The sequence below is a fragment of the Methanolobus tindarius DSM 2278 genome, assembly GCF_000504205.1.
Taxonomy (GTDB): domain Archaea; phylum Halobacteriota; class Methanosarcinia; order Methanosarcinales; family Methanosarcinaceae; genus Methanolobus; species Methanolobus tindarius.
In genome coordinates this window covers 2765956-2787812 of sequence record NZ_AZAJ01000001.1, presented here as the reverse complement: position 1 = coordinate 2787812, position 21857 = coordinate 2765956, and the positions used below count along the sequence as shown (strand labels likewise).

The window sequence follows — 21857 nt, the reverse complement described above, 5'->3', positions numbered from 1 at the left end:
CTTATGAAAGTCAGTATTATAGGCGGAGCTACAGGCAGTGGTAAAACCACCCTCATTCTGAAGCTTGCAAAATATCTTAACTTGAAGGGGGAGAAAATCGGAGTCATAGTTCAGGAAACAGGTGAAGTGGATTATGATGAGAAGACACTCACAGAACTTGGAATTAAGACAAGGGAAGTAAACAGTGTGTGCATTCCATGCTCCCTTGACACAGATATTCGAAGTAATCTCCTGACAATACAGGAAGAGTTTAATCCTGATTCCGTTTTCATTGAAGCAGAGGAAACTGTGCTTCCTCACAAACTGAAAGCAGATCTTGAAAGAATGGAACTTGTCGACGTGCAACTTCTACCCTCTGTTGTACTTGTTGATTCACCTGAATTTGAAACAGCAGACGACCAGCTTACGGAATATGTCAGAAAACAAACAGCAGGTGCAGAAATTGTTTGCATTGGTAAAGTGTGGTTGGATACTGATGAACATTCCGATGCTGTCAGTAAGCTTATCAGAAATCTTAACCTTGATGCAAAGGTGCTTAAGTATCCTGAAAGCGATGATGAAAATTTCCTGGCACAATTGCTGGGATAAATTATTTTTTAGTTTTCTTTTGCATATCTGGCCTGACAGGTAATTCAGAGCTTATATACTCTTCATCTTCTTTTTTTGATGATTTTCAGTTGATTCCCATCCTGAAAACTTCTGAATTTAATCTGCTGCCAATAAAATATAAATTTAAGAGCACATAAATATAAATGTTCAATCGTGTAACATAACACTAAATAATAACTATGAGTTATATTCACAAAGTGAATTATGCAAAATTATATATAACAATGCATCTATCATAAAATAGTGCAAAATAAAGCATATAAAATCCAGAGGAAATAAAATGAACAAAAGAAACTATGGACCAAATACACTGGCTTTACATGCTGGCCAGGAACCTGACCCTGCAACCGGGTCGCGTGCTGTACCAATTTACCAGACAGCATCATACACATTCAGGGACGCAGAACATGCAGCCAATCTTTTCGGACTGAAAGAATCCGGCAACATTTATACCAGGCTCATGAACCCAACCACCGATGTGCTTGAGAAGAGAGTTGCTGCCATTGAAGGCGGCACTGGTGCACTTGCAGTTTCCTCTGGGATGTCCGCCATCACTCTTGCAACACTTGGTGTAACCGGTCCCGGAGATGAGATTGTTGCAGCCAATAACCTCTACGGTGGAACTTATCAGTTATTCAATAACACCTTCAAGAATCTTGCAAGAAAAGTTGCCTTTGTAGATTCAACAAAACCTGAAGAATTCAGAAATGCAATTACTGAAAAAACGAAGGCAATATACACAGAGATAATTGGAAATCCTAAACTTGATGTACCAAACCTCGAGGAAATTTCAAAGATAGCACATGAAGCAGGAATACCACTCATAGTTGACAATACAGTGGGAATCGGAATTGTAAAACCAATTGACCTTGGTGCTGATATTGTGGTACTTTCTGCAACCAAATTCCTCGGAGGACATGGAACAACCATCGGGGGAGTGATTGTTGATTCCGGAAATTTCAACTGGGATAATGGAAAGTTCCCCGGACTTACAGAACCGGACCCCGGTTATCACGGACTTAACTACTGGGAAGCATTCGGTGATGTTCCAGAACTTGGAAACGTTGCATTCATAACCAAGATGAGAGTTCACCTGCTGCGTGATCTCGGACCGGCACTTAGTCCTTTTAATTCATTCCTGTTACTTCAGGGACTGGAAACACTTCCACTGAGAGTTGAAAGACATAGCAGTAATGCACTCAAAATTGCAGAGTTCCTGAATAAGCACCCTGCTGTTGATTGGGTGAACTATCCGGGACTTGAAGACCATCCAAGTCATGAACTTGCAACAAAGTACCTGAAAGGAAAATATGGCGCAATTCTTGGGTTTGGAATCAAAGGCGGGCTTGAAGCAGGAAAGAAATTCATTGACAGCGTTGAACTGCTCTCACATCTTGCAAACATTGGTGATGCGAAGACACTTGTTATTCATCCTGCATCTACAACACATCAGCAGTTGACCACTGAAGAAAGAAAGTCCACAGGAGTTACTGAGGATTTTATCCGCATGTCAGTCGGACTTGAGGATGTGGAAGATATGATAACTGATATCGACCAGGCACTGAAGAGGTCACAGGAACTATGAAGAAAGAATCTGTCGGGATAGTGGAGACTGAGATCTTCAACCTGCCGGGTGAACTGGTGCTTGATAGTGGTAAGAAGCTGAAGAATGTCAATGTAGCTTATGAAACTTATGGAAAACTAAACCCGCAAAAAAGCAATGCAATTCTTATCTGCCATGCACTCACAGGCGATGCGCATGCAGCAGGACTCCATAGTGGTGAAAGCAAAACCGGATGGTGGGATGTGCTTATTGGTCCCGGAAAGACCATTGATACTAACAGGTATTTTGTAATCTGTTCCAATGTACTTGGCGGATGCAAAGGGTCAACCGGACCTTCCTGCATAAACCCTGAAACAGGGAAAGAATACGGGACTTCTTTCCCTTTTATAACCATAAAGGACATGGTAAAAGTTCAGAAGGAGCTTATTGACCACCTTGGAATTAAGAAACTCTTTGCGGTTATCGGCGGTTCAATGGGAGGAACTCAGGTGCTGCAATGGTCTGTGACATATCCTGACAGTTTAAGTAAGGCTATTGTCATTGCGAGTACAGCCAGATCATCACCTCAGCAAATAGCATTCAGCGAGGTTGGAAGAATGGCAATACTCTCTGACCCGGACTGGAACAATGGAGATTATTACTCCGGTAATGCACCTATTCACGGGCTTGCACTGGCCAGAATGATTGGACATATAACCTATCTTAGTGATGATTCCATGCACCATAAATTTGGAAGGCGTCTTCAGGATAAAAAGGATCTGGATTACAATCTTGGTTTTGATTTCCAGGTGGAGAGCTACCTTCATTATCAGGGGCAGTCTTTCACAAAAAGATTTGATGCAAATTCCTATCTTTACATTACAAAAGCCTTGGACTACTTTGACCTTGCAGTCAATGGCTCCCTGATAGAGGGGATGAAGAAGGCAAGGGCAAAGTTTCTGGTTGTAGCGGTAAGCTCTGACTGGCTTTACCCGCCTTACCAGTCAAAAGAAGTTGTGTCCGCATTGAGTGCAAATGACATTGATGTGACTTACAGGGAAATTGAGTCCAATTACGGACACGATGCTTTCCTGCTGGAATCCGGGCAATTAGGTTACATTATCGGCAACTTTCTTTCCCATACACTTGTTTCCGACATAATGAAAAGAGAGATAAAAACCATCAGGAATGGACTTAGTATTGAGGAAACGGCACAGGTAATGTTTGAAAGTGGGATTACACATCTGCCGGTTGTTGATGATGAAAACAAACTTACCGGAATAATAACTTCATGGGATATTTCAAAAGCTGTTGCCCTGAAATGTAATTCCCTTGACAAAATCATGGTAAGGGATGTGATCACGGCAAAAGGAAACGAGGATATTGAAAGTGCTGCAAAGAAAATGGAACAGAATTTCATCTCTGCACTCCCTGTTGTTGATGATAATAACCGGATTATCGGCATCATTGGAAGCGATGAAATCAACCGGATGATAGGCGGGTGTCAGTGAGCATCCATTTCAACTATTTTTGTAGTACTTCTGTTTTTTAGCCTTTTTTTTCAGTTCTTGAAACTCTTTATATATAACTGCAACTTTAATGCAGTACTGTTGATAAATGGAGGTATCAAATGGTTGACTTTGCCTGTAAAGAGTTTGAGATTGAAGCTGTAATAAAATGTGGATTGAACCTGACAAAAGCCGAACTACAGATATTGAAGTATTTCCTGCAATACGGGCAGGACTGGCTTACTACAGAAAAAATTGCTGAAGAGCTTGAACTTAATCTTTCAACTGTCCAGAGAAGTGTGAAGAAACTCTACGAAAGAAAAATTCTCATCCGTTCCCAGAACAACATGGACGGTGGAGGATACTTCTTTGTATACAAGATACGCAGCAAGAAGGACATTCATGAACTTATCATGGAAATCGTCAACAGCTGGGTTAAGAGAGTGGACAGTGAATTGCAGTCATGGGCTGATGAGAATCAGTAGACCAGTAGAATTAGTAATACCACCCCCTGAAAATTGTGCTAATAAAAAACGTCAAAATACTTAGAAAAATTACAATTATCATAATTATTAAAATTATAAGAGAAAAGAGAGGATGAAAACGTGCTGAAAATTACTCCATATCTTGGAATTCTGGTTATTATCGTGTCAATTGCAGGACTATGGTTCCCGCTTCTGGGATATTTCCTGCTGCTAGTATTTGCAACACTGCTTATAACAAGTATTTCCCGCGGAAGATGGTTCTGCGGAAACCTCTGCCCAAGAGGAAGTTTTAATGACTTCTGGGTCGGGAAAATAACACAGGGAAAGAAAATACCTAAAATACTCAGAAGTTACTGGGTCAGAATACCCATCTTCATGCTTATGATGGGATTTATGGCTTACAGACTCCTTAACACCCACGGACTTATTAACCAGATAGGCATGGTTTTTGTCATCATGTGCCTGGTTACAACTTCAATCGCACTGGTCGCAGGAACAACATTCAGCCCTCGTACCTGGTGTACATTCTGCCCAATGGGAACTGTACAGAACCTCATTGGTGGTAAAAAGTACCAGCTCCAGACAGATGAATCAAAGTGCATCAACTGTAACAAGTGCGAAAAGGTCTGCCCAATGCAGCTTGATGTCCATACAAATGGTCCAAAACCTGACTGTATCAAGTGCGGAAGATGCATAACAGCATGTCCAACCAAAGCACTGTCATTTAAAGCTTAAAGCCTGAATATCTTTCCTGATTCTTCAGGCTCTACCTCCTATTTTTCATTTTGATTTTTCGTTTTAGTGACAAAAGCGATTCTTAATCAAAAAACAAAGTAACAATCCGCCGAAGGCGGCACATTCCGATGCTTATGCACAGAAAATTATTCCAAAGACAATTACTAATAGATAAATATGCAGAAGTTCAGGAAGAAGGTGCAAGATATTTGCACATTATTTTGTATATTTTTATGGTAAAACGCCGGCTTCGCCGGACCCTTCGGGTTCATTCAACTTATTCTATTTGTTATTTCTATTCTTTACTGTTCTTCACTGTCCTTACAGATACAGAACTCACAAAATGAGATCCCGGTTTCAGTTTGTTTGTCCTTGACCGGACAATAATAAAAAGTTCCATCCTCTGTTATTTTCAGACCACCGGGAAAAATCATCCCCACCGGATGCAGTGGTTTTTTGACTATGAAAGTAAGGAAGATATGAACGATGCTAATAAACCGATTCATAGCATCTCTTTTCCTGTCAGCAATATCATTCTTCTCTTTTATGCTGCTAAGAGCTTTTTCGTATTCTTCTGGGTCGATTTCCTGAATTATAATTTCATCTGGCCTGCATTTTCGGATTTCCAGGAAGCTCTCATAGAGAAATACAAAATAATCGGCTGAATAGATAGTTTTGTAAGGCTCTGGAACGTGTTCTACAGCTTCCATTGCATAGGCTCGTGCAAGACTTATGTCTGCATTGTTGATGCTTAGGCTGTCTTTTTGTAGAGAAAGAAGGAGTTCGGTTGTATTCATTGCTACACTAAACAGTACTGCCCATGTGTTAACCTTTTTTACTAACAAGACATAAAAGAACTCTTAGCTAATTCTTATTATATATGTGGCAAATCCAACCAAAGAAAAGAGAATCAATATGCACCCCGGTAAAAAAAGGCGTGATTATAACGACATTGAATCTATCCTGAACTACAGGAAAGATATCATCTTCAAAGAACATGCTTCCAAACTGGATATCTTCCAGGACTCAATTGAACTGTTGTTTTACCTGACAAAAGTCCTTAATGCCGGATTCCTTGCTGAGTTCAAAAGAACAGGCAAAAGACTCGAAGGTCCAAGAACTATTATACCCGTACTGTTTGAGCGGAATAACCATAATTTGCTTGCAGCCTACAAATTAGCATGCATCGGTCTGAACAATCCTGCTTATCTTAATCTGAGAACTGTTTTTGAAGGAATTACCCAGATGTACCTGCTTCACTTTACTGACAGGGAAGCATACATTTTCTACAGGCAGCAATTGGGCACCCTCACCGAAGACGAAGAAAAAGAGTTGAAGAACAAACATCACTGGCTCAGACCATCAAGAATACGTGAGTTATTATACACAGGAGAAAAGAAAGAACAGGTCGATGACTTCTATATACTCATCTCCAATGCAGCCCACCCCGGCATAAAAAGAGCAATGGGTGATTTCGATTACCGGAAGGAAGTAACGGTTGATGTGCTTTCCATTTCCCTGGCTCTGGCGGCTGCCAGTCTTATTACTGTAAGGGACATCTATTCATCCATGATCAGTGAGGAAGAAGCAGAGGAGATCGATGATTTGCTGGACAGGGTGATGCAGGAATTGGAGGGGGAGGTTCTGGATATTAGTCCGAATCGTGTGGGTTTGAAAAAAGAGTAGGGTATAAGTAATACACAAAAAAAAACGGAACTCTTAAAACTTAGTAAATTTTATAATAAATGATTAGGAAATTAAAATCATTCATGTTTATATAATTTTGAAATAAGTTCTGTAAAACTATCACAAATATGACAAACGTAAGCAATTTCATGATCCCAGAATACAACCTTTGGAGATTTGTTCTTTCCATCTCGATAATCAAAACAAATAAAATTGCCAAATGGATCTGCCGCAAAAGGATAAATACATTCTACCATCCCTTCAACAATATTCCTAATTTTAACAATATAATCATATTTGTCATTAGGTTCAAAACTTAATAGATTATTGAACACAGCTCCTTTGCGTTCTTTAAAGTCAAAACAACTGAGTTTTGGACTTCCTCCATGATACTTTTTGATGCATTCTTTGTAATCATTTGGAAATTTTATTCCGAATATATTTTCAACTTCAGATATTTCCTTGTCACCAATAGGATCAAGGATAAAGAGCCATTCTATTTCATCACAATTCAATTAAATCACTCCATTCCTTTTCTTAAATCATAGGTATTTCCAGAAACATTTCAACATCCTTCCCACATCTCCAACAATTACTATATCCTTCCTATGTTTCAACTTTCAGTATTATTCCTTAGAGCATTTATGTAACTGTCTGCCTTCTCAGGAGATAATTTTCCCATGAACTCTTTAAGTTCTCCGCAATCTCCATCAGCATAGTTACTCCATAACAAAGGAGCTTCTAATTCTGCTAATACACTTGGGATTAACTCTGAATTTTCTTCACAGTAATCATACCATTCTGAAAACATAATGAACTTAGCCCATCTTGCTAAGTCTAATTCTGAAACTTCTTCTCGCTTATTTTTTTCTAAAACGTTTATTACATGTTCTTTACAAATAATTACTGAATAGGAATAATCAGGCGGAGCAAAAGAATTCACATCAATAACCTTAGATAACTCTTCAAGTGAAATGGTTAAATCTCTATACTGTTTAATCATTTGAATAATATTTGCATTAGCCATGAAAATAGCTTTTTCAATATTCGAAAATTGCTTTTTATAGTCCAAAGTATCTGGTTTTTTGCTAGGATTAAACCACTTCATACCATCTTTAATCCATTTGTCTCGATATTCCTTAAAAGAATAATCTTGGTCTTGATCATCAAAGCCATACTCAAAACCACAGCATGAACAGATTTCATAAGAAGGATAGCTTAAATCTCTATTGTAAGGTGGTTCACCTAAGCCATCATAACCACAAACTGGACAGATGTATGAGTTCTCATCCTTTGAAATAGAATCACCTCTTAGCTATTTGATTGATTTTTATCTATTTTCTAAAACTTCTGTAGAGAATTTAAAGTTTATTCTATTAGATGGTTAATCTTCTCACCGGCGGAGTATTGAGATTGAGGTCTCCATTTTCTCTTATCCTTTCCTTAATACCTTGAAACCTGCTCCTAGAAACTCCGAGAGCTTCCGCTTCAGATTGTGACATTTGGAGGATAGTGGTCATTATCTTTTGCTTGTTGACGAACTCTTGAGCTTTCATCACATCAAAAGACTGCTCATCAATATTATTTGCTTCCTTGCTTCACCGCATAAGCATTTAATCAATGAAAAACAATATTCAGCATACTTATTAAATTGAAATATGAGGGGGAGTCTACATAATGAAAATGAGCTTACAAGCTTTATGTAAAATTATGCTGCTGGCTGTTACTTTTATGCTTTTCTGCCACACTGCTGCAGCATATACCACAATTGAAGGTGGAGACACTATTGTTATTGATGATGTAATTGATGACGACATAATCGTTGCCGGTAGAACAATCATAATCGAAGGTACCGTCAACGGTGATGTTGTTGCTGCCGGTGGCACGGTTGAAGTGAAAGGAACTATTGAACAAGACCTCATTGTTGCTGCAGGAGATGTGACCATCAGCGGTACTGTAGGCGATGATGTCAGAGTTGCATCAGGAACACTCACAATCTACGGAGATGTTCAGGATGATGTACTCTCAGCTACCGGAAAGACAACTCTTGCCGATGGAGGATACATTGGGGGAGACCTTTCAGCCGCTTCAGGAAAAGTTACTATTCTCGGAGACATCGATGGTAATATCGAAGCTTCTGCAGAAGAGATCGATCTTCAAGGTAATATTGGAGGAGATGCAGACCTGAATGCTGAGAAAATATCAATATCATCTGAAGCATCCATAGATGGTAATCTTGAATACAGAAGCAAATCCGAAACTAAGATAGAAGAAGGAACAGTCGGGAATAATGTTCAGTATACGAAGATGGAATACCGTGACAATGGAGGAATTGTCTCATCCCTGTTAAGCGGACTAATTTCGTATCTAGGACTGGTTCTGATAGGTCTTATAGGACTTGCAATATGGCCTGAGTACATGAAAAATATCGCTGCTAAAACTTCCAAATCTCCGGGAAAGGCATTTTTAACCGGATTGCTGGTATTGATACTGGCATTCATAATTGCATTCCTGCTCTTTGTTACTATTATCGGAATTCCACTGGGACTTATAATGCTGATCACTCTTGTAGTAATGCTATACGTTTCAAGGATAATAGCTTCAATATGGATAGGGCGTTACCTGCTGGATAAAATGGGCAAAAGTTCAAGGACAATGAATGAAATGGCATTTGGACTTCTGGTGCTGCTACTTGTCAGTGCTATCCCCATAATCGGTGGTCTTGTATATCTGGCTGCAACACTGATTCCTTTCGGTAACATCTACATGACAGCAAGAAACTGATTTTTCAGTTTCTATCTTTACTTTTTTAATCAATTTTATATAAACATTTAATAAGCATGAATGCATATTAGAAGCCGGACATTTTAAGTTAAAATAAGAAACGAGAGATTAAAAATTAATATTTCTTTGACTGTATTCTGAGGGACGAACTAGTGTACGTTATAGACACGAACCAATTAACATTGTTAATCAGGATTATGAATTTTTTTCACGGAGCTGTTATTTAAATGAGTGAAAAACAAGCTTATGATGCAAGCAATATTCAGGTACTTGAAGGACTGGAAGCTGTTCGCAAACGTCCGAGCATGTACATCGGAAGTATCGATGGCAGGGGACTTCACCATCTGGTCTACGAAGTGGTGGACAATAGTATCGATGAAGCACTGGCCGGATATTGTACACAGATAGACGTATCAATAAACCATGACGGGACCATCACAGTCCTGGATAACGGACGAGGTATTCCGGTTGGAATGCATCCGAAATACAATAAATCCGCACTTGAAGTTGTAATGACCATCCTCCACGCAGGTGGTAAATTTAACAAGGACACCTACAAAGTTTCAGGTGGTCTGCACGGAGTCGGTGTTTCAGTCGTGAACGCACTTTCCGAGTGGATGGAAGCTGAGGTTCAACGTGACGGGAAAATTTACTACCAGCGCTATGAGCGTGGAACTCCTACGGATGAACTTCTGGAGATTGGAGAAACTTCCACAACAGGTACAAAAATAACCTTCATGCCGGATTCAAGGATATTTGAAACTACAAAATTCGTGTATGAAACTCTTGCAACAAGGCTTCGTGAACTTGCATTCCTCAACAGGGGAATAAAAATAAGCATATCTGATGACCGTGAGGAAGAAAGGGTCGAAGAAAAATTCGAGTACGAAGGCGGAATCATTTCTTTCGTGGAACACCTGAACCATAATAAGAACTCACTTCACGAACCACCGATATACTTTGAAAGAACAAAGGACGATACTGTTGTTGAAATTTCAATGCAGTACACAGATAGTTATGCCGAATCTGTTTTCTCATTTGTCAACAACATCAACACCCACGAAGGTGGCACGCACCTTGTTGGATTTAAAGCAGCACTCACAAGGGTTGCTAATGATTACATAAAAAAGAACAACCTTACAAAAGGAGATGCAAAACTTTCAGGCGACGATATTCGTGAAGGTCTGACAGCGATTATCAGTGTCAAGATTACAGAACCACAATTCGAAGGGCAGACCAAGACTAAACTTGGTAACAGCGAAGTTAAGGGAATTGTGGAATCCATGGTTTCAGAAGGACTTTCCGAATACATGGAAGAGAACCCTAAAGTTGCCACTGCCATCCTCCAGAAAGCTCTGGATGCACAACGTGCAAGGGAAGCAGCAAAGAAGGCCAGGGAACTCACACGCAGAAAGAGTGCCCTTGATGTCAGCACACTTCCGGGAAAACTGGCAGATTGTTCCGAGAAGGATCCATCCGTAAGTGAACTCTATCTTGTGGAGGGAGACTCAGCTGGCGGTTCTGCAAAGCAGGGAAGAGACCGTAAGAATCAGGCCATCCTGCCACTCAGGGGTAAGATTCTCAACGTTGAAAAAGCACGTTTAGCAAAAATCCTCAAGAATAACGAGATTCTTGCATTCATAACTGCAATGGGTACCGGAATTGGTGATGACTACGACATCGAAAAAGCACGTTACCACAAAGTAATCATCATGACTGATGCTGATGTTGACGGAGCTCACATCAGGACTCTCATACTTACATTATTCTACAGGTACATGAAACCCATGATAGATGCCGGTTATGTGTACATTGCACAGCCTCCTCTTTACAAGATAAAGAAGGGCAAGGCAGAGTATTATGTTTATTCTGACCGTGAACTTGCAGCAAAACTGGAAGAGATTGGTGACAAGGGCGTTGGTATACAGCGTTACAAGGGTCTTGGTGAAATGAATCCTGAACAGCTCTGGGAAACAACAATGAACCCTGAGACAAGAACACTGCTTCAGGTCACCATGGAAGATGCTGTTGCTGCTGATGAAATGTTCACCATCCTTATGGGTGATGACGTAGCGCCACGTAAACACTTCATTACAACGCATGCAAAGGACGTTGCGAACCTGGATGTATGAGGTGAAGAAAAATGGCAGATAATATTGATGATAATAATATTCAGGACGAAGAACAGGAGAATCCTCAGCAGGAACTTCCTTTCGATATCCAGCCAACTGATACAGGCGAGAAGATAGTTCCCGTTCTTATTGAAGACGAGATGAAGAACTCATTCATGGATTATGCCATGAGTGTAATTGTAAGCCGTGCTCTGCCGGATGCAAAGGACGGTCTCAAACCAGTTCACCGAAGAATTCTCTATGCCATGAAAGAGGCAGGAATTACCTATGACAAGGCTTACAAGAAGTCTGCCCGTGTAGTGGGAGACGTTCTTGGTAAGTACCACCCACATGGTGATTCCGCTGTTTATGATTCCCTTGTCAGGATGGTTCAGGATTTCTCACTGAGATATCCGTTCATAGACGGACAGGGTAACTTTGGTTCAATTGACGGTGACTCTGCTGCAGCCATGCGTTACACTGAGGTCCGCATGGACAAGATATGTGATGAGATGCTCCTGGATATCGATAAGGAGACTATTGCAACACGTCCCAATTATGACGGTTCACTTGAAGAGCCGGTTGTGCTTCCTGCAAAACTTCCAAACCTGCTTATTAACGGGTCAACCGGTATTGCAGTTGGAATGGCAACTAACATGGCACCACATAATCTTACAGAGGTTATCAATGCAACCATGATGATGATCGAGAACCCTGAGGTAACAATACCTGAACTTATGACAGCAATCAAGGGACCGGACTTCCCGACTGGCGGTGTCATACAGGGTAAACAAGGTATCAAATCAGCTTATGAGACCGGACGTGGAAGAGTTCAGGTCAGGGCTGTTGCTGAGATCGAGGAAATGAAAAAAGACAAGTACCGAATAGTTGTCTCCGAACTTCCATATCAGGTTAACAAAGCAAAACTCATTGAGGACATTGCAAGCCTTGTCAGGGACAAGAAAGTTACTGGTGTTTCCGACCTTCGTGATGAATCAGACCGTGAAGGTATCAGGGTTGTAGTGGAACTGACACGTGGAACAAATGCAAATGTAGTGCTTAACCAGTTGTACAAGCACACCCAGATGCAGACAACTTTTGGTATTATTAACCTCGCACTTGTGGATGATATTCCAAGAGAACTTAACCTGAAACAGATACTTCGCATTTATCTTGATCACCGTATTGACGTTATCCTTAAGCGTACCCAGTTCATGCTGAAAAAAGCAGAGGACAGGGCTCATATACTCAAAGGTCTCAAGATTGCCCTTGACCATCTGGATGAAGTTATTTCTCTTATCCGATCTTCCGCCAATGTTGATGAAGCAAAGGAAGGACTCATTTCAAAGTTCGGTCTTGATGAAATACAGGCAAAGGCTATCCTTGATATGCGTTTGCAGAAGCTCACCGGTCTTGAAAGACAAAAGATCGATGATGAATATGACGAACTTCTCAAGCAGATTGCTGAGTATAAGGCAATTATTGAAAGTGATGAAAGAAAATATGTAATTATCAGGGACGAACTTACTGACCTGAGAGAGCGTTTCGGTGACGAGCGCAGAACTGCAATTAAATCCTCTGTAGAGGAACTTGAAACCGAGGACCTTATTCCTGAAGCTGAGATGGTTGTAACTATCACAAACAGCGGCTACATTAAGAGGCTTCCTGTTGACACATATTCCAAGCAGCACAGAGGCGGAAAAGGTGTCATTGGAATGGATACCAAGGATGAGGATTTCGTTGTGGATATCTTTGTTGCATCTACCCACGATTATATCATGTTCTTCACAAACCAGGGTCGTGTACACTGGCGTAAAGTCTACGAGATTCCTGAAGGCAGCAGGCAGTCCCGTGGAAAAGCCATTGTGAATTTGCTTGAACTTGGAGAAGGTGAACTTGTAACAGCGATGATACCGGTAAACGAGTTCAAGGAAGATGAATTCCTGTTCATGGCAACCCGTACAGGTACTGTGAAAAAGAGCCAGCTTTCTGATTTCAGCAACCCACGTAAGAAGGGAATTATTGCCATAAGTCTTGTTGAAGGTGATGAACTTGTCAACGTTGCACTTACAGATGGTTCCAGAGAAATGATGATGGTATCACAACATGGAAAAGCTATCAGGTTCCCTGAAGAAGAGGTACGTGTCATGGGCAGATCCGCCAAGGGTGTTCGTGGAATGAACCTTGAAGAAGGCGATATGGTAGTAAGTCTTGACGTTGTGGACGATGATACCGCACTTCTCACAATAACCGAGAATGGTTTTGGAAAGAGAACAGAATTCGATGAATACAGGGCCATGCACAGGGGTGGACGAGGTGTGATAACCATTGTTACAAGTCTGCGTAACGGACCTGTCATCAATGTAAAGGCAGTTCATGAAGATGACGATGTCATACTTACAAGCTCAGAAGGCATAATCATTAGAATACCTGTGAAGGATGTACGTATCCAGGGCAGGAACACCCAGGGTGTTAAGATCATGAACGTGCGTGCCAGCGACAAAGTCGTAGGAGTAGCAAGAATCAGACCTGATGAAGAGTAGATGTAAATGCTTTTAAGCATTAACTATATCTAGTAGGCTGAATAGGTAGGCATTAAATCAAGAACTGAACTATAACTATATTATAACTAATTCAGGATGATATTATGGAACTTGAGAAATTAAGACACGGTACCGAGCTTATTAAGCGCGGCTTTGCAAAGATGCAGAAAGGCGGCGTCATTATGGATGTTGTAAACGCTGATCAGGCAAAGATCGCAGAAGAGGCCGGTGCTGTTGCAGTTATGGCACTTCAGGCTGTTCCTGCAGACATCAGGAAAGAGGGTGGAGTTGCAAGGATGGCAGATCCACAGATAGTAGCAGACATAATTGATGCTGTTACAATCCCTGTTATGGGAAAAGCACGTATCGGTCACTTTGTTGAAGCTGAGATCCTTCAGGAGCTTGGTGTTGACATGGTTGATGAGTCTGAAGTACTCACACCTGCAGATAACAAATACCACATTGACAAGACAGAATTCACAGTTCCTTTCGTATGTGGTGCAAGAAACCTTGGCGAAGCACTCCGCAGAATTAACGAAGGTGCTGCAATGATCCGTACAAAGGGCGAAGCAGGAACCGGAGATGTCAGCGAGGCTGTCAAACACATGAAACAGATCATGGGCGAAGTACGCTCACTTAAAGGTAAGACAAAGGAAGAACTCATAGCAGTTGCCCGTCATATCGAAGCACCTATTGAGCTTGTTCTTGAAACTGCAGAGATGCAGCGTATTCCTGTTGTAAACTTTGCAGCCGGCGGTGTTGCAACACCTGCAGATGCAGCTCTTATGATGCGCATGGGTGCTGACGGTGTTTTTGTCGGTTCAGGAATCTTTAAGTCTGAGAATCCTGAGAAGATGGCAAAAGCAATCGTTGAAGCCGTAAACAACTACGACAAGCCAGCAGTACTTGCAGAAGTATCCAAGGGCATTGGCGCAGGAATGAAAGGAATCAGTGTTGATTCTATTCCTGAAGGAGATATCCTTCAGACCCGTGGATGGTAACCCCATCCCCAATTCTTATTTATTCTGATTATTATTGTTTTGATTTATTTTATTTACAATACTAACCTTACATACTAACTAAAACGTGATCATATGAAATTAGGTGTTATTGCTATTCAGGGAGATGTTTCCGAACACGTTGAGGCTCTTGAAAATGCCCTCAGGCAGCGTGGAGAGAATGGAGAAGTTGTTACTATCAAACACAAGGGAATCGTCCCTGAATGTGATGCACTTGTACTTCCAGGCGGAGAAAGCACAACCCTTGGAAAGCTGCTCATGCGTGAAGGCATCGCCGATGAAATTAGAGAGATGAACGCAGCAGGCAAACCAATCATGGGAACCTGTGCCGGTCTTATTCTTCTGGCAACTGCCGGAGACGAGCAGGTAGCCAAAACCCACCAGCACCTTTTAGGACTCATGGACACCACAGTCAACCGAAATGCCTTCGGAAGACAGCGTGATTCCTTTGAGATCGGACTTGAACTCCCATTCCTCGACACACCGTACAACGCAGTGTTCATCAGAGCACCGGGAATCGTTGAAGCAGGAGATGATGTAAAAGTCCTTGCTAAAATCGATGATATGATAGTAGCTGCTGAACAAGGAAATGTTCTTGCACTGGCATTTCATCCTGAGCTTACTGAGGATCTGAGGGTTCACCAGTATTTTTTGGATAAGCTGTTTTGAAAAATATTACATATTTGGATTTAACATATTATGTTGATAGTAGTATTAGTTTCATCATTCATACTCATTTGGATAACTAATTAGGAAATAAACTTATATTATACTAATATACATCAGCCACCAAAAATTGCTTTTTAGCTTGATGGTGGTATAATAATGAAAATAAAAACAGATTTCATCAAAATAGTAATCAAAAGTGCTTTGCTGACAATGTTGCTTGTTGGAGCTGCTGGTGTAGCTAGTGCGAGTATCTCTTACGACACAAGCCCCGGAACAGATGCTCCTCCTACAAATCTTGGACCATACACAATGACACCATTCCCTGCCGACACAAATCCTTTATACACTGATATCTCGTTCTTATCAACACCTTGTGGTGGCACTCTCGACTTCTCTATCCCGGTATCACACTGTATAATTGGTCATGGTTGGGCAACATGGAGTCATGAATATGCTGGTGATGTATATTCCACAAAGGGAGAAACATCCCTTACAATGACAATGCCTGATGATACCGGTGCATTCTACTTCTATGTTGAACCATGTTCATACGATATTTTTGACATAACTGCTACAGCAGATGATGGGACGACTACAACCATTGCAGTCAATGGTGATTCTGGTGCACAGTACTTCGGCTTCTACACCACTGATGGCACTCATGTAGATTCGATTACATTGCAATGTGAAGATTATTACGCAGTCGGCGAGTTTGCCATTGCATGTCCTCCTATAAATTCTCAAAATATTCCGGAATTCCCATCAGTAGCGCTTCCAGTAGCTGCTGTGATTGGGTTGGCATTTATTTTCCAGCGTAGGAAGGATTAATAATTAAGTGGAGGGTTAATCCTCCGTCTATTTTTTTGAAATGAAAGTGCTAAAACATACTTACTACTTTCCTTAACTCCTTCTTCCAGATATAGAATTTCACAAATTTAAATCCTGTATTTCATCCTTTTGAAGGTGTTTCTCTGCTTAATACTATATCCATTTGATTCTTACATCCAACATCCATTTGAATCCACTAATGAAAAAGCTTAAGCTTGATTAAAGAGTACAATTACTGTACTTTTTATTTTGAAACGTAGAGGTAATATCGATGGTTAAATTAACAGATGAGATGAAAACAGAGTTTGAAAAGATGAAGATCTTCCCACTGGCAACCGCATCAAAAGACGGTGTTCCAAACGTAATTCCTATTGGAATGTGCTTCCTTCAGGAAGATTTAGAGACAATCTGGATCGTGGACAACTTCTTCCTCAAGACAATGGAGAACCTCAGGGCAAATCCAAAATGTGCAATATATGTATGGGGACCGGAGATCAATGGTTGCTTCCAGGTCAAAGGAGACGTAAAGATCATTGACCGTGGAGAGGAATATGACGAAATGCGCAAGATGGTAAAAGCAAAGAGCGACCGTTTCCCAGCAAAATTCCTTGTCAAGATGAAGATCACAGACGTCTTTGAATGTAAGAGCGGCCCTGATGCCGGAAAGAAGTTACTCTAAGTAACTTCCATTACTCCTTTTTAACTCTATTTCTACTGCCCCGTAGGAAATACTGCTACTCGTTTTGGACTCAACAATTTTTAATAACTGAGATATTTCAATCGTATTCAGGATAGTAACAAAGGAATGTGCCGCCTTTGGCAGATGGGTACTTTGCTTTTAGATTGCCGGTTGTTTTTGTGGAAATGAAAAAGAGAATTTCTGTATCACTCATATAAATAGGATTTCTACAGGGTCCCTTAGTAGGAAGTTATTTATAGTAAACATGCCAAGGAAGTGTCGTTATGTTATGTCAAACATAACACTCCGAACATTGCTACTTGGAATGATGTTGTGCTCGAAAGGGCATAACATACATTCGAGATTGATTTTAAGGAGAGGATTGGATGGTAAATAAAAAACACATTATAGTTTTCTTATTATTGATTTCCTGTATCCTGTTTCTGGGTTGTGTTGATTCAACAAGTGATTCCGTAGGCGATCAGGATGAATCAGTTCCAGACTCAGGTAATTTAGGTGAACAGGTAAGTGAAGAAACACTTCTGGTTTACTGTGGTGCCGGAATGCGTAAGCCAATGGACGAAATTGGAGTTTTATTCGAAGAAGAATATGGTGTTCCTGTACAGTACAATTATGCCGGGTCCAACACACTTCTGACTCAGATTGAACTTACAGGTGAAGGTGATGTTTACATGCCAGGTGCAACCTATTACTTTGAAGTAGCAGCCGAAAAAGGATTTGTTGACAACTCCAGCAATGTTGCATATCATGTCCCTGTGATTATCACTCCGCTGGATAACCCTGCAAACATCGATAGTCTTGATGATCTCGCAAATGATGATGTCAGTGTTGTGCTTGGAGATCCACAAGCAGCAGCCATCGGTGTATTATGTGATAAGATGTTGACAAAAAAAGGTATCTATAACCAGACTGAAGATAACGTTGTTTCAAGAGGGGCAACAGTCAATGAACTTGTAACATACATCACACTTGGCCAGGCGGATGCTTCAATAGTATGGGAAGACCTTGTCAGGAATAATGATGCTGTAAATGTAATAGAAATTGCAGAGGACGATAACATCATAAAGATAGTTCCAATAGCAACCCTGACAACATCTGAGAATCCGGAAATTGCTGCTGAATTTGTAGACTTTGTGGTTTCAGATGAAGGTCACAGTATTTTTGAAGAATATGGATTCACACTTTATCCAGATGAAAAGTATGCCTATTTGGATGCTAACTGAATCTGATGAACAAATATGAGATAAATCTAAAAAATAAAATTAAAAACAATAAAAACGAAGCAGGTGCATTAATGCAAAGAACCGGATTTAAGCATGCAAATCTTATTCTCATGCTCCTGCTTACTCTTTTCGTTTCAACTCTGATATTTCAGATAATCACTCACACAGATCCGGTAAGTCTTATAACAAATATAATTTCCCTGGAAATTCAATTTGCAATTCGTCTCAGCTTGCTGACATCTGCAATTTCAACTTTAATGTGCATACTGATAGCAGTTCCGGTTTCATATTCACTTGCAAGATATCATTTCCGTGGAAAGGCTATTATCAATACGGTTCTCGATCTGCCAATGGCACTACCTCCAATTGTTGCAGGACTTGGCTTGCTGCTTATATTCGGTACAACCAGTGTTGGAAGCTTTCTGGCGGATGTGGGACTTAAGTTCGTATTCACAGTTCCCGGGATAATAATGGCGCAGTTTGCAGTGAATATTTCCCTGATGCTCAGGATAATGCGTTCAACTTTTGAAGGTATTAATCCAAGATACGAACATGTGGCACAGACACTTGGTTGCACGCCTTTCCAGGCTTTTATCAGGACAACACTTCCTCTTTCAAAGAATGGAATGATCGCAGGTTCGGTCATAACATGGTCAAGAGGAATGGGGGAATTCGGTGCGGTGCTAATGCTTGCAGGAGCTACCAGAATGAAGACTGAGACGCTTCCGATAGCTCTTTACCTGAACATGTCTTCAGGTGAACTTGACCTTGCAATTGCTGCTGCAACCATATTGATACTAATTTCAGGGGTAACTCTCTATCTATTCGAACGCAAGGGAGGATTGGCAAAGCTCTACTAGGCATTATAGTCAATTAGGTTTGCTGAACGGTTAATATGATAGAAGTAAGTGATCTTTCAATTAAACTTGGCGAGTTTGAACTTGAAAGCATAAACCTTTGTGTAAAAGAAGGGGAATATTTCTGCATACTTGGTCCCACAGGATCCGGTAAGACAATACTTCTGGAATCGATTGCAGGTATATATTATCCGGATCTGGGTTCTATATTGATCAACAATTATGATGTAACCTGTCTTCTTCCAAAAGACAGGAATATAAGTATGGTCTATCAGGATTTCATGCTGTTTCCCAATATGAATATCAGGGGAAATATAGGATTCGGACTTCAGTACAAGGGTTTTGATAAATCTGAAATTGAGGAAAAGGTTGAAAGAATAGCAGAGCTTCTTGGAATAGCATATCTGCTTGACCGTCATCCTTCAACATTGAGCGGCGGGGAAAAGCAAAGAACGGCAATAGCACGGGCAATTATAACGGAACCTGATCTTCTTCTGTTAGATGAACCTCTGTCTGCTCTTGATTCAGGAACAAAGGCTCGTCTGAGGCAGGAACTCCTGCGGATACACCAGTTAAAGAAAACAACTACCATCCATGTGACTCATAGTTTTGAAGAGGCCTTCGCCCTTGCCGACAGAATAGCCATCATGCATGACGGTAAAATTCATCAGATAGGTACGCCAGATGAAGTTTTCAGAAAGCCGAATTCGGCTTTTGTTGCTGATTTTGTAGGTGTTGAGAACATTTTCCACGGAACATCAGTTATCAGGGATGAACTGGCAGAGATAGGGGTTAATGGACTAACCATTATTTCAAGCACACTCAAATCAGGTGATGTGAGTGTTTCTATCAGACCGGAGGATATCCTGCTGTCAAAAGACCCTATTGATTCAAGTGCCCAGAATTCATTCAGTGGTGTTCTGACTGAAATTACCAGAATGAAGTCAACTGTCAATCTTGTGATTGACACAGGAATTCCTTTAAGAGTTGTGCTTACAAAAAGAGCCTATGATGATATGGGTCTTTACCCGGGATCATGGGTTTATCTTACTTTCAAGGCTTCAGCCACTCATATTATCTGAATATGTTAAGCCTGACAAATAATTGGAAAACAAAGAACAATGCAACCATCCGCCAAAGGCGGCATATTCCGATGCTGCTGTACAGAATACAATTACAAAGGTTATTGCTTTTATACAAAGAATTGTACAGAAATACTGAAAAGAAAATGCAGGGTTTTGTAGATGACTACGAAGTACTATTAAGTACACTGTCGTTCTAAAGAGGACAAAAACCAGTTGAGTAAAAACGAGAAAATATGTAGTCCGGAAGAACTACATACATCCGTTAAAATTACAGTTTTTATTATTCCATCGATTCAGCTATCTGAATAATTTCATTCCGGTCAAGAGAAGCACTGAGAGTAAGCATAGCGTTATCGTGTTTCCATTGAAGCATTAAAGAATTATCATACATGGAATAGAGATCAGCTTCCTCCCCATTGACAGAGACTGTTTCACTTTCCAGCATTATTGAATTCTGATCTATTTCTCCATTATAGAATATTTCAGTTATTATGATACCATTGTCATCATAAGAATACATCAGCGTAACTGATTCATCAATGTCTGCTGAAATAGAAGTATTACTAAACATTACGTTATTTAATTCGTAACCTTCAGGTAAATAAGAAGGAGTGGTAATTTCATAGTCCGATAAATTCCGTGCCTCTTCAATTGTCATTGAAACAGGAAGCATGTCATCAAAATTATCAATCTCTGTGACCTCTGCACCTTCAGGTATCTCGAATTCGAATTCATCATCAGATATGCCAGTATTTATTTCAAAATTTCTGTATTCTACAGTAATCTGATAGGTATCTTCTGTACCCATTTCTATTTTTAATGGAGTCCATGTTTCATCATCTACCCAGACTTTCATATCTGATGCATGCAGGCTGTCTTCTTCATCTTTTGGAACCAGCATTAATATAAAAGTGTCTCTGCCATCAACATTTTCAGTACCTACAAGTGAGGCATCTGTTTCATTTAGCAGATCCCCAATTATTGATGTATAATCTACCTCGAAGTCATCTGAAATTTCCGGCATTGTCATAATTGTAACCTTGTTAGCGTCTGGGTAATATATCCACATTTTCTCTCCATCGGAGACTGTTACCTGACCTGCCATCTCTTCTGGATAGACTACAACACTTTTAGTCTTATCAGGCATCTTCTGGAGTGTCTCATACTCCATCTCCTGAGTTCCAGCTTCATTTGTCATTGTCATATGAACTGTAGCAGACATATCCTCAATACCTGCCTGCTTTTTCTGCATTTTCTCAGCTATCTGATCAGCAGTGAAATCCTCACCTATACAACCTGAATTAAAAAGTACTGTGCTTACTAAAAGTAATACAAATAGTATTTTAAATCTCATTTTCATTCATCCACCCATAATTAAAATTACTGGCATTTCAGATATGCCAGCAACATAATTATAATTTTTATATAAAATTAAAATTTTACATGTTTTAGAGGGAAGATTTATATTTAAG

Annotated in this window: 21 protein-coding genes; 16 read left to right on the top strand and 5 right to left on the bottom strand. The window is 40.4% G+C overall.

Annotated features, from left to right (window positions below; all coding sequences use genetic code 11):
• Nucleotides 1-3: 3 nt before the first annotated feature.
• The 5 genes from METTI_RS13225 (at nucleotide 4) to METTI_RS13205 (ending at nucleotide 4880) form a co-directional block, all read left to right on the top strand.
• Nucleotides 4-588 carry a GTP-binding protein gene (locus METTI_RS13225; RefSeq protein WP_023846333.1) on the top strand — a complete coding sequence of 195 codons (585 nt, stop codon included), beginning with the start codon at nucleotides 4-6 and terminating at the stop codon, nucleotides 586-588.
• 301 nt (nucleotides 589-889) lie between these two features.
• Nucleotides 890-2194 carry an O-acetylhomoserine aminocarboxypropyltransferase/cysteine synthase family protein gene (locus tag METTI_RS13220; protein WP_023846332.1) on the top strand — a complete coding sequence of 435 codons (1305 nt, stop codon included), beginning with the start codon at nucleotides 890-892 and terminating at the stop codon, nucleotides 2192-2194.
• Nucleotides 2191-3663 (top strand): homoserine O-acetyltransferase MetX, encoded by a 1473-nt coding sequence (gene metX / locus METTI_RS13215; RefSeq protein WP_023846331.1) that lies wholly within the window; start codon nucleotides 2191-2193, stop codon nucleotides 3661-3663. Before METTI_RS13220 ends, metX begins: the two co-directional genes overlap by 4 nt.
• A gap of 119 nt (nucleotides 3664-3782) precedes the next feature.
• Nucleotides 3783-4145: an HTH domain-containing protein gene (locus tag METTI_RS13210; protein ID WP_023846330.1), complete on the top strand. Its 363-nt coding sequence runs from the start codon at nucleotides 3783-3785 to the stop codon at nucleotides 4143-4145.
• A gap of 120 nt (nucleotides 4146-4265) precedes the next feature.
• Nucleotides 4266-4880: a 4Fe-4S binding protein gene (locus METTI_RS13205; protein ID WP_023846329.1), complete on the top strand. Its 615-nt coding sequence runs from the start codon at nucleotides 4266-4268 to the stop codon at nucleotides 4878-4880.
• Between the two features lie 302 nt (nucleotides 4881-5182).
• Here METTI_RS13205 and METTI_RS15350 read toward each other — a convergent pair whose 3' ends face one another.
• Nucleotides 5183-5677, bottom strand: a complete 495-nt coding sequence (locus tag METTI_RS15350; RefSeq protein ID WP_052324342.1) for a DUF2115 domain-containing protein — start codon at nucleotides 5675-5677, stop codon at nucleotides 5183-5185.
• Between the two features lie 118 nt (nucleotides 5678-5795).
• On the opposite strand from METTI_RS15350, the gene METTI_RS13195 reads away from it, so the two are divergent.
• A complete protein-coding gene (locus METTI_RS13195; protein WP_023846326.1) occupies nucleotides 5796-6566 on the top strand; it encodes a hypothetical protein in 771 nt (256 codons plus the stop codon).
• A gap of 77 nt (nucleotides 6567-6643) precedes the next feature.
• Here METTI_RS13195 and METTI_RS13190 read toward each other — a convergent pair whose 3' ends face one another.
• The 3 genes from METTI_RS13190 to METTI_RS15970 all read right to left on the bottom strand — a co-directional run bounded on the left by METTI_RS13190 (nucleotide 6644) and on the right by METTI_RS15970 (nucleotide 8122).
• A complete protein-coding gene (locus tag METTI_RS13190) occupies nucleotides 6644-7081 on the bottom strand; it encodes an SMI1/KNR4 family protein (protein ID WP_023846325.1) in 438 nt (145 codons plus the stop codon).
• Nucleotides 7082-7179: 98 nt separating this feature from the next.
• Complete coding sequence (locus METTI_RS16025) at nucleotides 7180-7674, bottom strand: hypothetical protein (protein WP_052324341.1); 495 nt, start codon at nucleotides 7672-7674, stop codon at nucleotides 7180-7182.
• Between the two features lie 268 nt (nucleotides 7675-7942).
• Nucleotides 7943-8122: a hypothetical protein gene (locus tag METTI_RS15970; protein ID WP_048135488.1), complete on the bottom strand. Its 180-nt coding sequence runs from the start codon at nucleotides 8120-8122 to the stop codon at nucleotides 7943-7945.
• Between the two features lie 121 nt (nucleotides 8123-8243).
• Here METTI_RS15970 and METTI_RS15345 point away from each other — a divergent pair, with 121 nt between their 5' ends.
• The 10 genes from METTI_RS15345 to METTI_RS13130 all read left to right on the top strand — a co-directional run bounded on the left by METTI_RS15345 (nucleotide 8244) and on the right by METTI_RS13130 (nucleotide 20382).
• Entirely contained in the window at nucleotides 8244-9350 is a 1107-nt protein-coding gene (locus METTI_RS15345) for a polymer-forming cytoskeletal protein (RefSeq protein ID WP_023846322.1), read from the top strand.
• 227 nt (nucleotides 9351-9577) lie between these two features.
• The gene (gyrB, locus tag METTI_RS13170; RefSeq protein ID WP_023846321.1) at nucleotides 9578-11482 is read left to right on the top strand and encodes a DNA topoisomerase (ATP-hydrolyzing) subunit B; all 1905 of its coding nucleotides are present in this window, start codon (nucleotides 9578-9580) and stop codon (nucleotides 11480-11482) included.
• A gap of 11 nt (nucleotides 11483-11493) precedes the next feature.
• Nucleotides 11494-14004 (top strand): DNA gyrase subunit A, encoded by a 2511-nt coding sequence (gene gyrA, locus METTI_RS13165; RefSeq protein ID WP_023846320.1) that lies wholly within the window; start codon nucleotides 11494-11496, stop codon nucleotides 14002-14004.
• 104 nt (nucleotides 14005-14108) lie between these two features.
• Complete coding sequence (gene pdxS / locus METTI_RS13160; RefSeq protein WP_023846319.1) at nucleotides 14109-15005, top strand: pyridoxal 5'-phosphate synthase lyase subunit PdxS; 897 nt, start codon at nucleotides 14109-14111, stop codon at nucleotides 15003-15005.
• Between the two features lie 93 nt (nucleotides 15006-15098).
• Complete coding sequence (gene pdxT / locus METTI_RS13155; protein WP_023846318.1) at nucleotides 15099-15692, top strand: pyridoxal 5'-phosphate synthase glutaminase subunit PdxT; 594 nt, start codon at nucleotides 15099-15101, stop codon at nucleotides 15690-15692.
• Between the two features lie 156 nt (nucleotides 15693-15848).
• Entirely contained in the window at nucleotides 15849-16520 is a 672-nt protein-coding gene (locus METTI_RS16130; protein ID WP_023846317.1) for a PEF-CTERM sorting domain-containing protein, read from the top strand.
• A 271-nt stretch (nucleotides 16521-16791) separates the two neighbouring features.
• Complete coding sequence (locus METTI_RS13145; protein ID WP_023846316.1) at nucleotides 16792-17199, top strand: pyridoxamine 5'-phosphate oxidase family protein; 408 nt, start codon at nucleotides 16792-16794, stop codon at nucleotides 17197-17199.
• 386 nt (nucleotides 17200-17585) lie between these two features.
• Nucleotides 17586-18443 (top strand): molybdate ABC transporter substrate-binding protein, encoded by an 858-nt coding sequence (modA, locus tag METTI_RS13140; protein ID WP_023846315.1) that lies wholly within the window; start codon nucleotides 17586-17588, stop codon nucleotides 18441-18443.
• A gap of 71 nt (nucleotides 18444-18514) precedes the next feature.
• Nucleotides 18515-19303: an ABC transporter permease gene (locus tag METTI_RS13135; protein WP_048136281.1), complete on the top strand. Its 789-nt coding sequence runs from the start codon at nucleotides 18515-18517 to the stop codon at nucleotides 19301-19303.
• A 35-nt stretch (nucleotides 19304-19338) separates the two neighbouring features.
• Entirely contained in the window at nucleotides 19339-20382 is a 1044-nt protein-coding gene (locus METTI_RS13130; RefSeq protein ID WP_023846313.1) for an ABC transporter ATP-binding protein, read from the top strand.
• Between the two features lie 283 nt (nucleotides 20383-20665).
• On the opposite strand, the gene METTI_RS13125 is transcribed toward METTI_RS13130, so the two are convergent.
• On the bottom strand, nucleotides 20666-21745 hold the full coding sequence (locus METTI_RS13125) for a DUF4367 domain-containing protein (protein ID WP_023846312.1): 1080 nt from the start codon (nucleotides 21743-21745) through the stop codon (nucleotides 20666-20668).
• Between the last annotated feature and the right edge of the window lie 112 nt (nucleotides 21746-21857).

Coding starts and splice junctions, on each gene's coding strand:
- METTI_RS13225 (WP_023846333.1), top strand. CDS start 4: ATGAAAGTCAGTATTATAGGCGGAGCTACAGGCAGTGGTAAAACCACC.
- METTI_RS13220 (WP_023846332.1), top strand. CDS start 890: ATGAACAAAAGAAACTATGGACCAAATACACTGGCTTTACATGCTGGC.
- metX (WP_023846331.1), top strand. CDS start 2,191: ATGAAGAAAGAATCTGTCGGGATAGTGGAGACTGAGATCTTCAACCTG.
- METTI_RS13210 (WP_023846330.1), top strand. CDS start 3,783: ATGGTTGACTTTGCCTGTAAAGAGTTTGAGATTGAAGCTGTAATAAAA.
- METTI_RS15350 (WP_052324342.1), bottom strand. CDS start 5,677: ATGAATACAACCGAACTCCTTCTTTCTCTACAAAAAGACAGCCTAAGC.
- METTI_RS13195 (WP_023846326.1), top strand. CDS start 5,796: ATGCACCCCGGTAAAAAAAGGCGTGATTATAACGACATTGAATCTATC.
- METTI_RS16025 (WP_052324341.1), bottom strand. CDS start 7,674: ATGAAGTGGTTTAATCCTAGCAAAAAACCAGATACTTTGGACTATAAA.
- METTI_RS15970 (WP_048135488.1), bottom strand. CDS start 8,122: ATGAAAGCTCAAGAGTTCGTCAACAAGCAAAAGATAATGACCACTATC.
- METTI_RS15345 (WP_023846322.1), top strand. CDS start 8,244: ATGAAAATGAGCTTACAAGCTTTATGTAAAATTATGCTGCTGGCTGTT.
- gyrB (WP_023846321.1), top strand. CDS start 9,578: ATGAGTGAAAAACAAGCTTATGATGCAAGCAATATTCAGGTACTTGAA.
- gyrA (WP_023846320.1), top strand. CDS start 11,494: ATGGCAGATAATATTGATGATAATAATATTCAGGACGAAGAACAGGAG.
- pdxS (WP_023846319.1), top strand. CDS start 14,109: ATGGAACTTGAGAAATTAAGACACGGTACCGAGCTTATTAAGCGCGGC.
- pdxT (WP_023846318.1), top strand. CDS start 15,099: ATGAAATTAGGTGTTATTGCTATTCAGGGAGATGTTTCCGAACACGTT.
- METTI_RS16130 (WP_023846317.1), top strand. CDS start 15,849: ATGAAAATAAAAACAGATTTCATCAAAATAGTAATCAAAAGTGCTTTG.
- METTI_RS13145 (WP_023846316.1), top strand. CDS start 16,792: ATGGTTAAATTAACAGATGAGATGAAAACAGAGTTTGAAAAGATGAAG.
- modA (WP_023846315.1), top strand. CDS start 17,586: ATGGTAAATAAAAAACACATTATAGTTTTCTTATTATTGATTTCCTGT.
- METTI_RS13135 (WP_048136281.1), top strand. CDS start 18,515: ATGCAAAGAACCGGATTTAAGCATGCAAATCTTATTCTCATGCTCCTG.
- METTI_RS13130 (WP_023846313.1), top strand. CDS start 19,339: ATGATAGAAGTAAGTGATCTTTCAATTAAACTTGGCGAGTTTGAACTT.
- METTI_RS13125 (WP_023846312.1), bottom strand. CDS start 21,745: ATGAAAATGAGATTTAAAATACTATTTGTATTACTTTTAGTAAGCACA.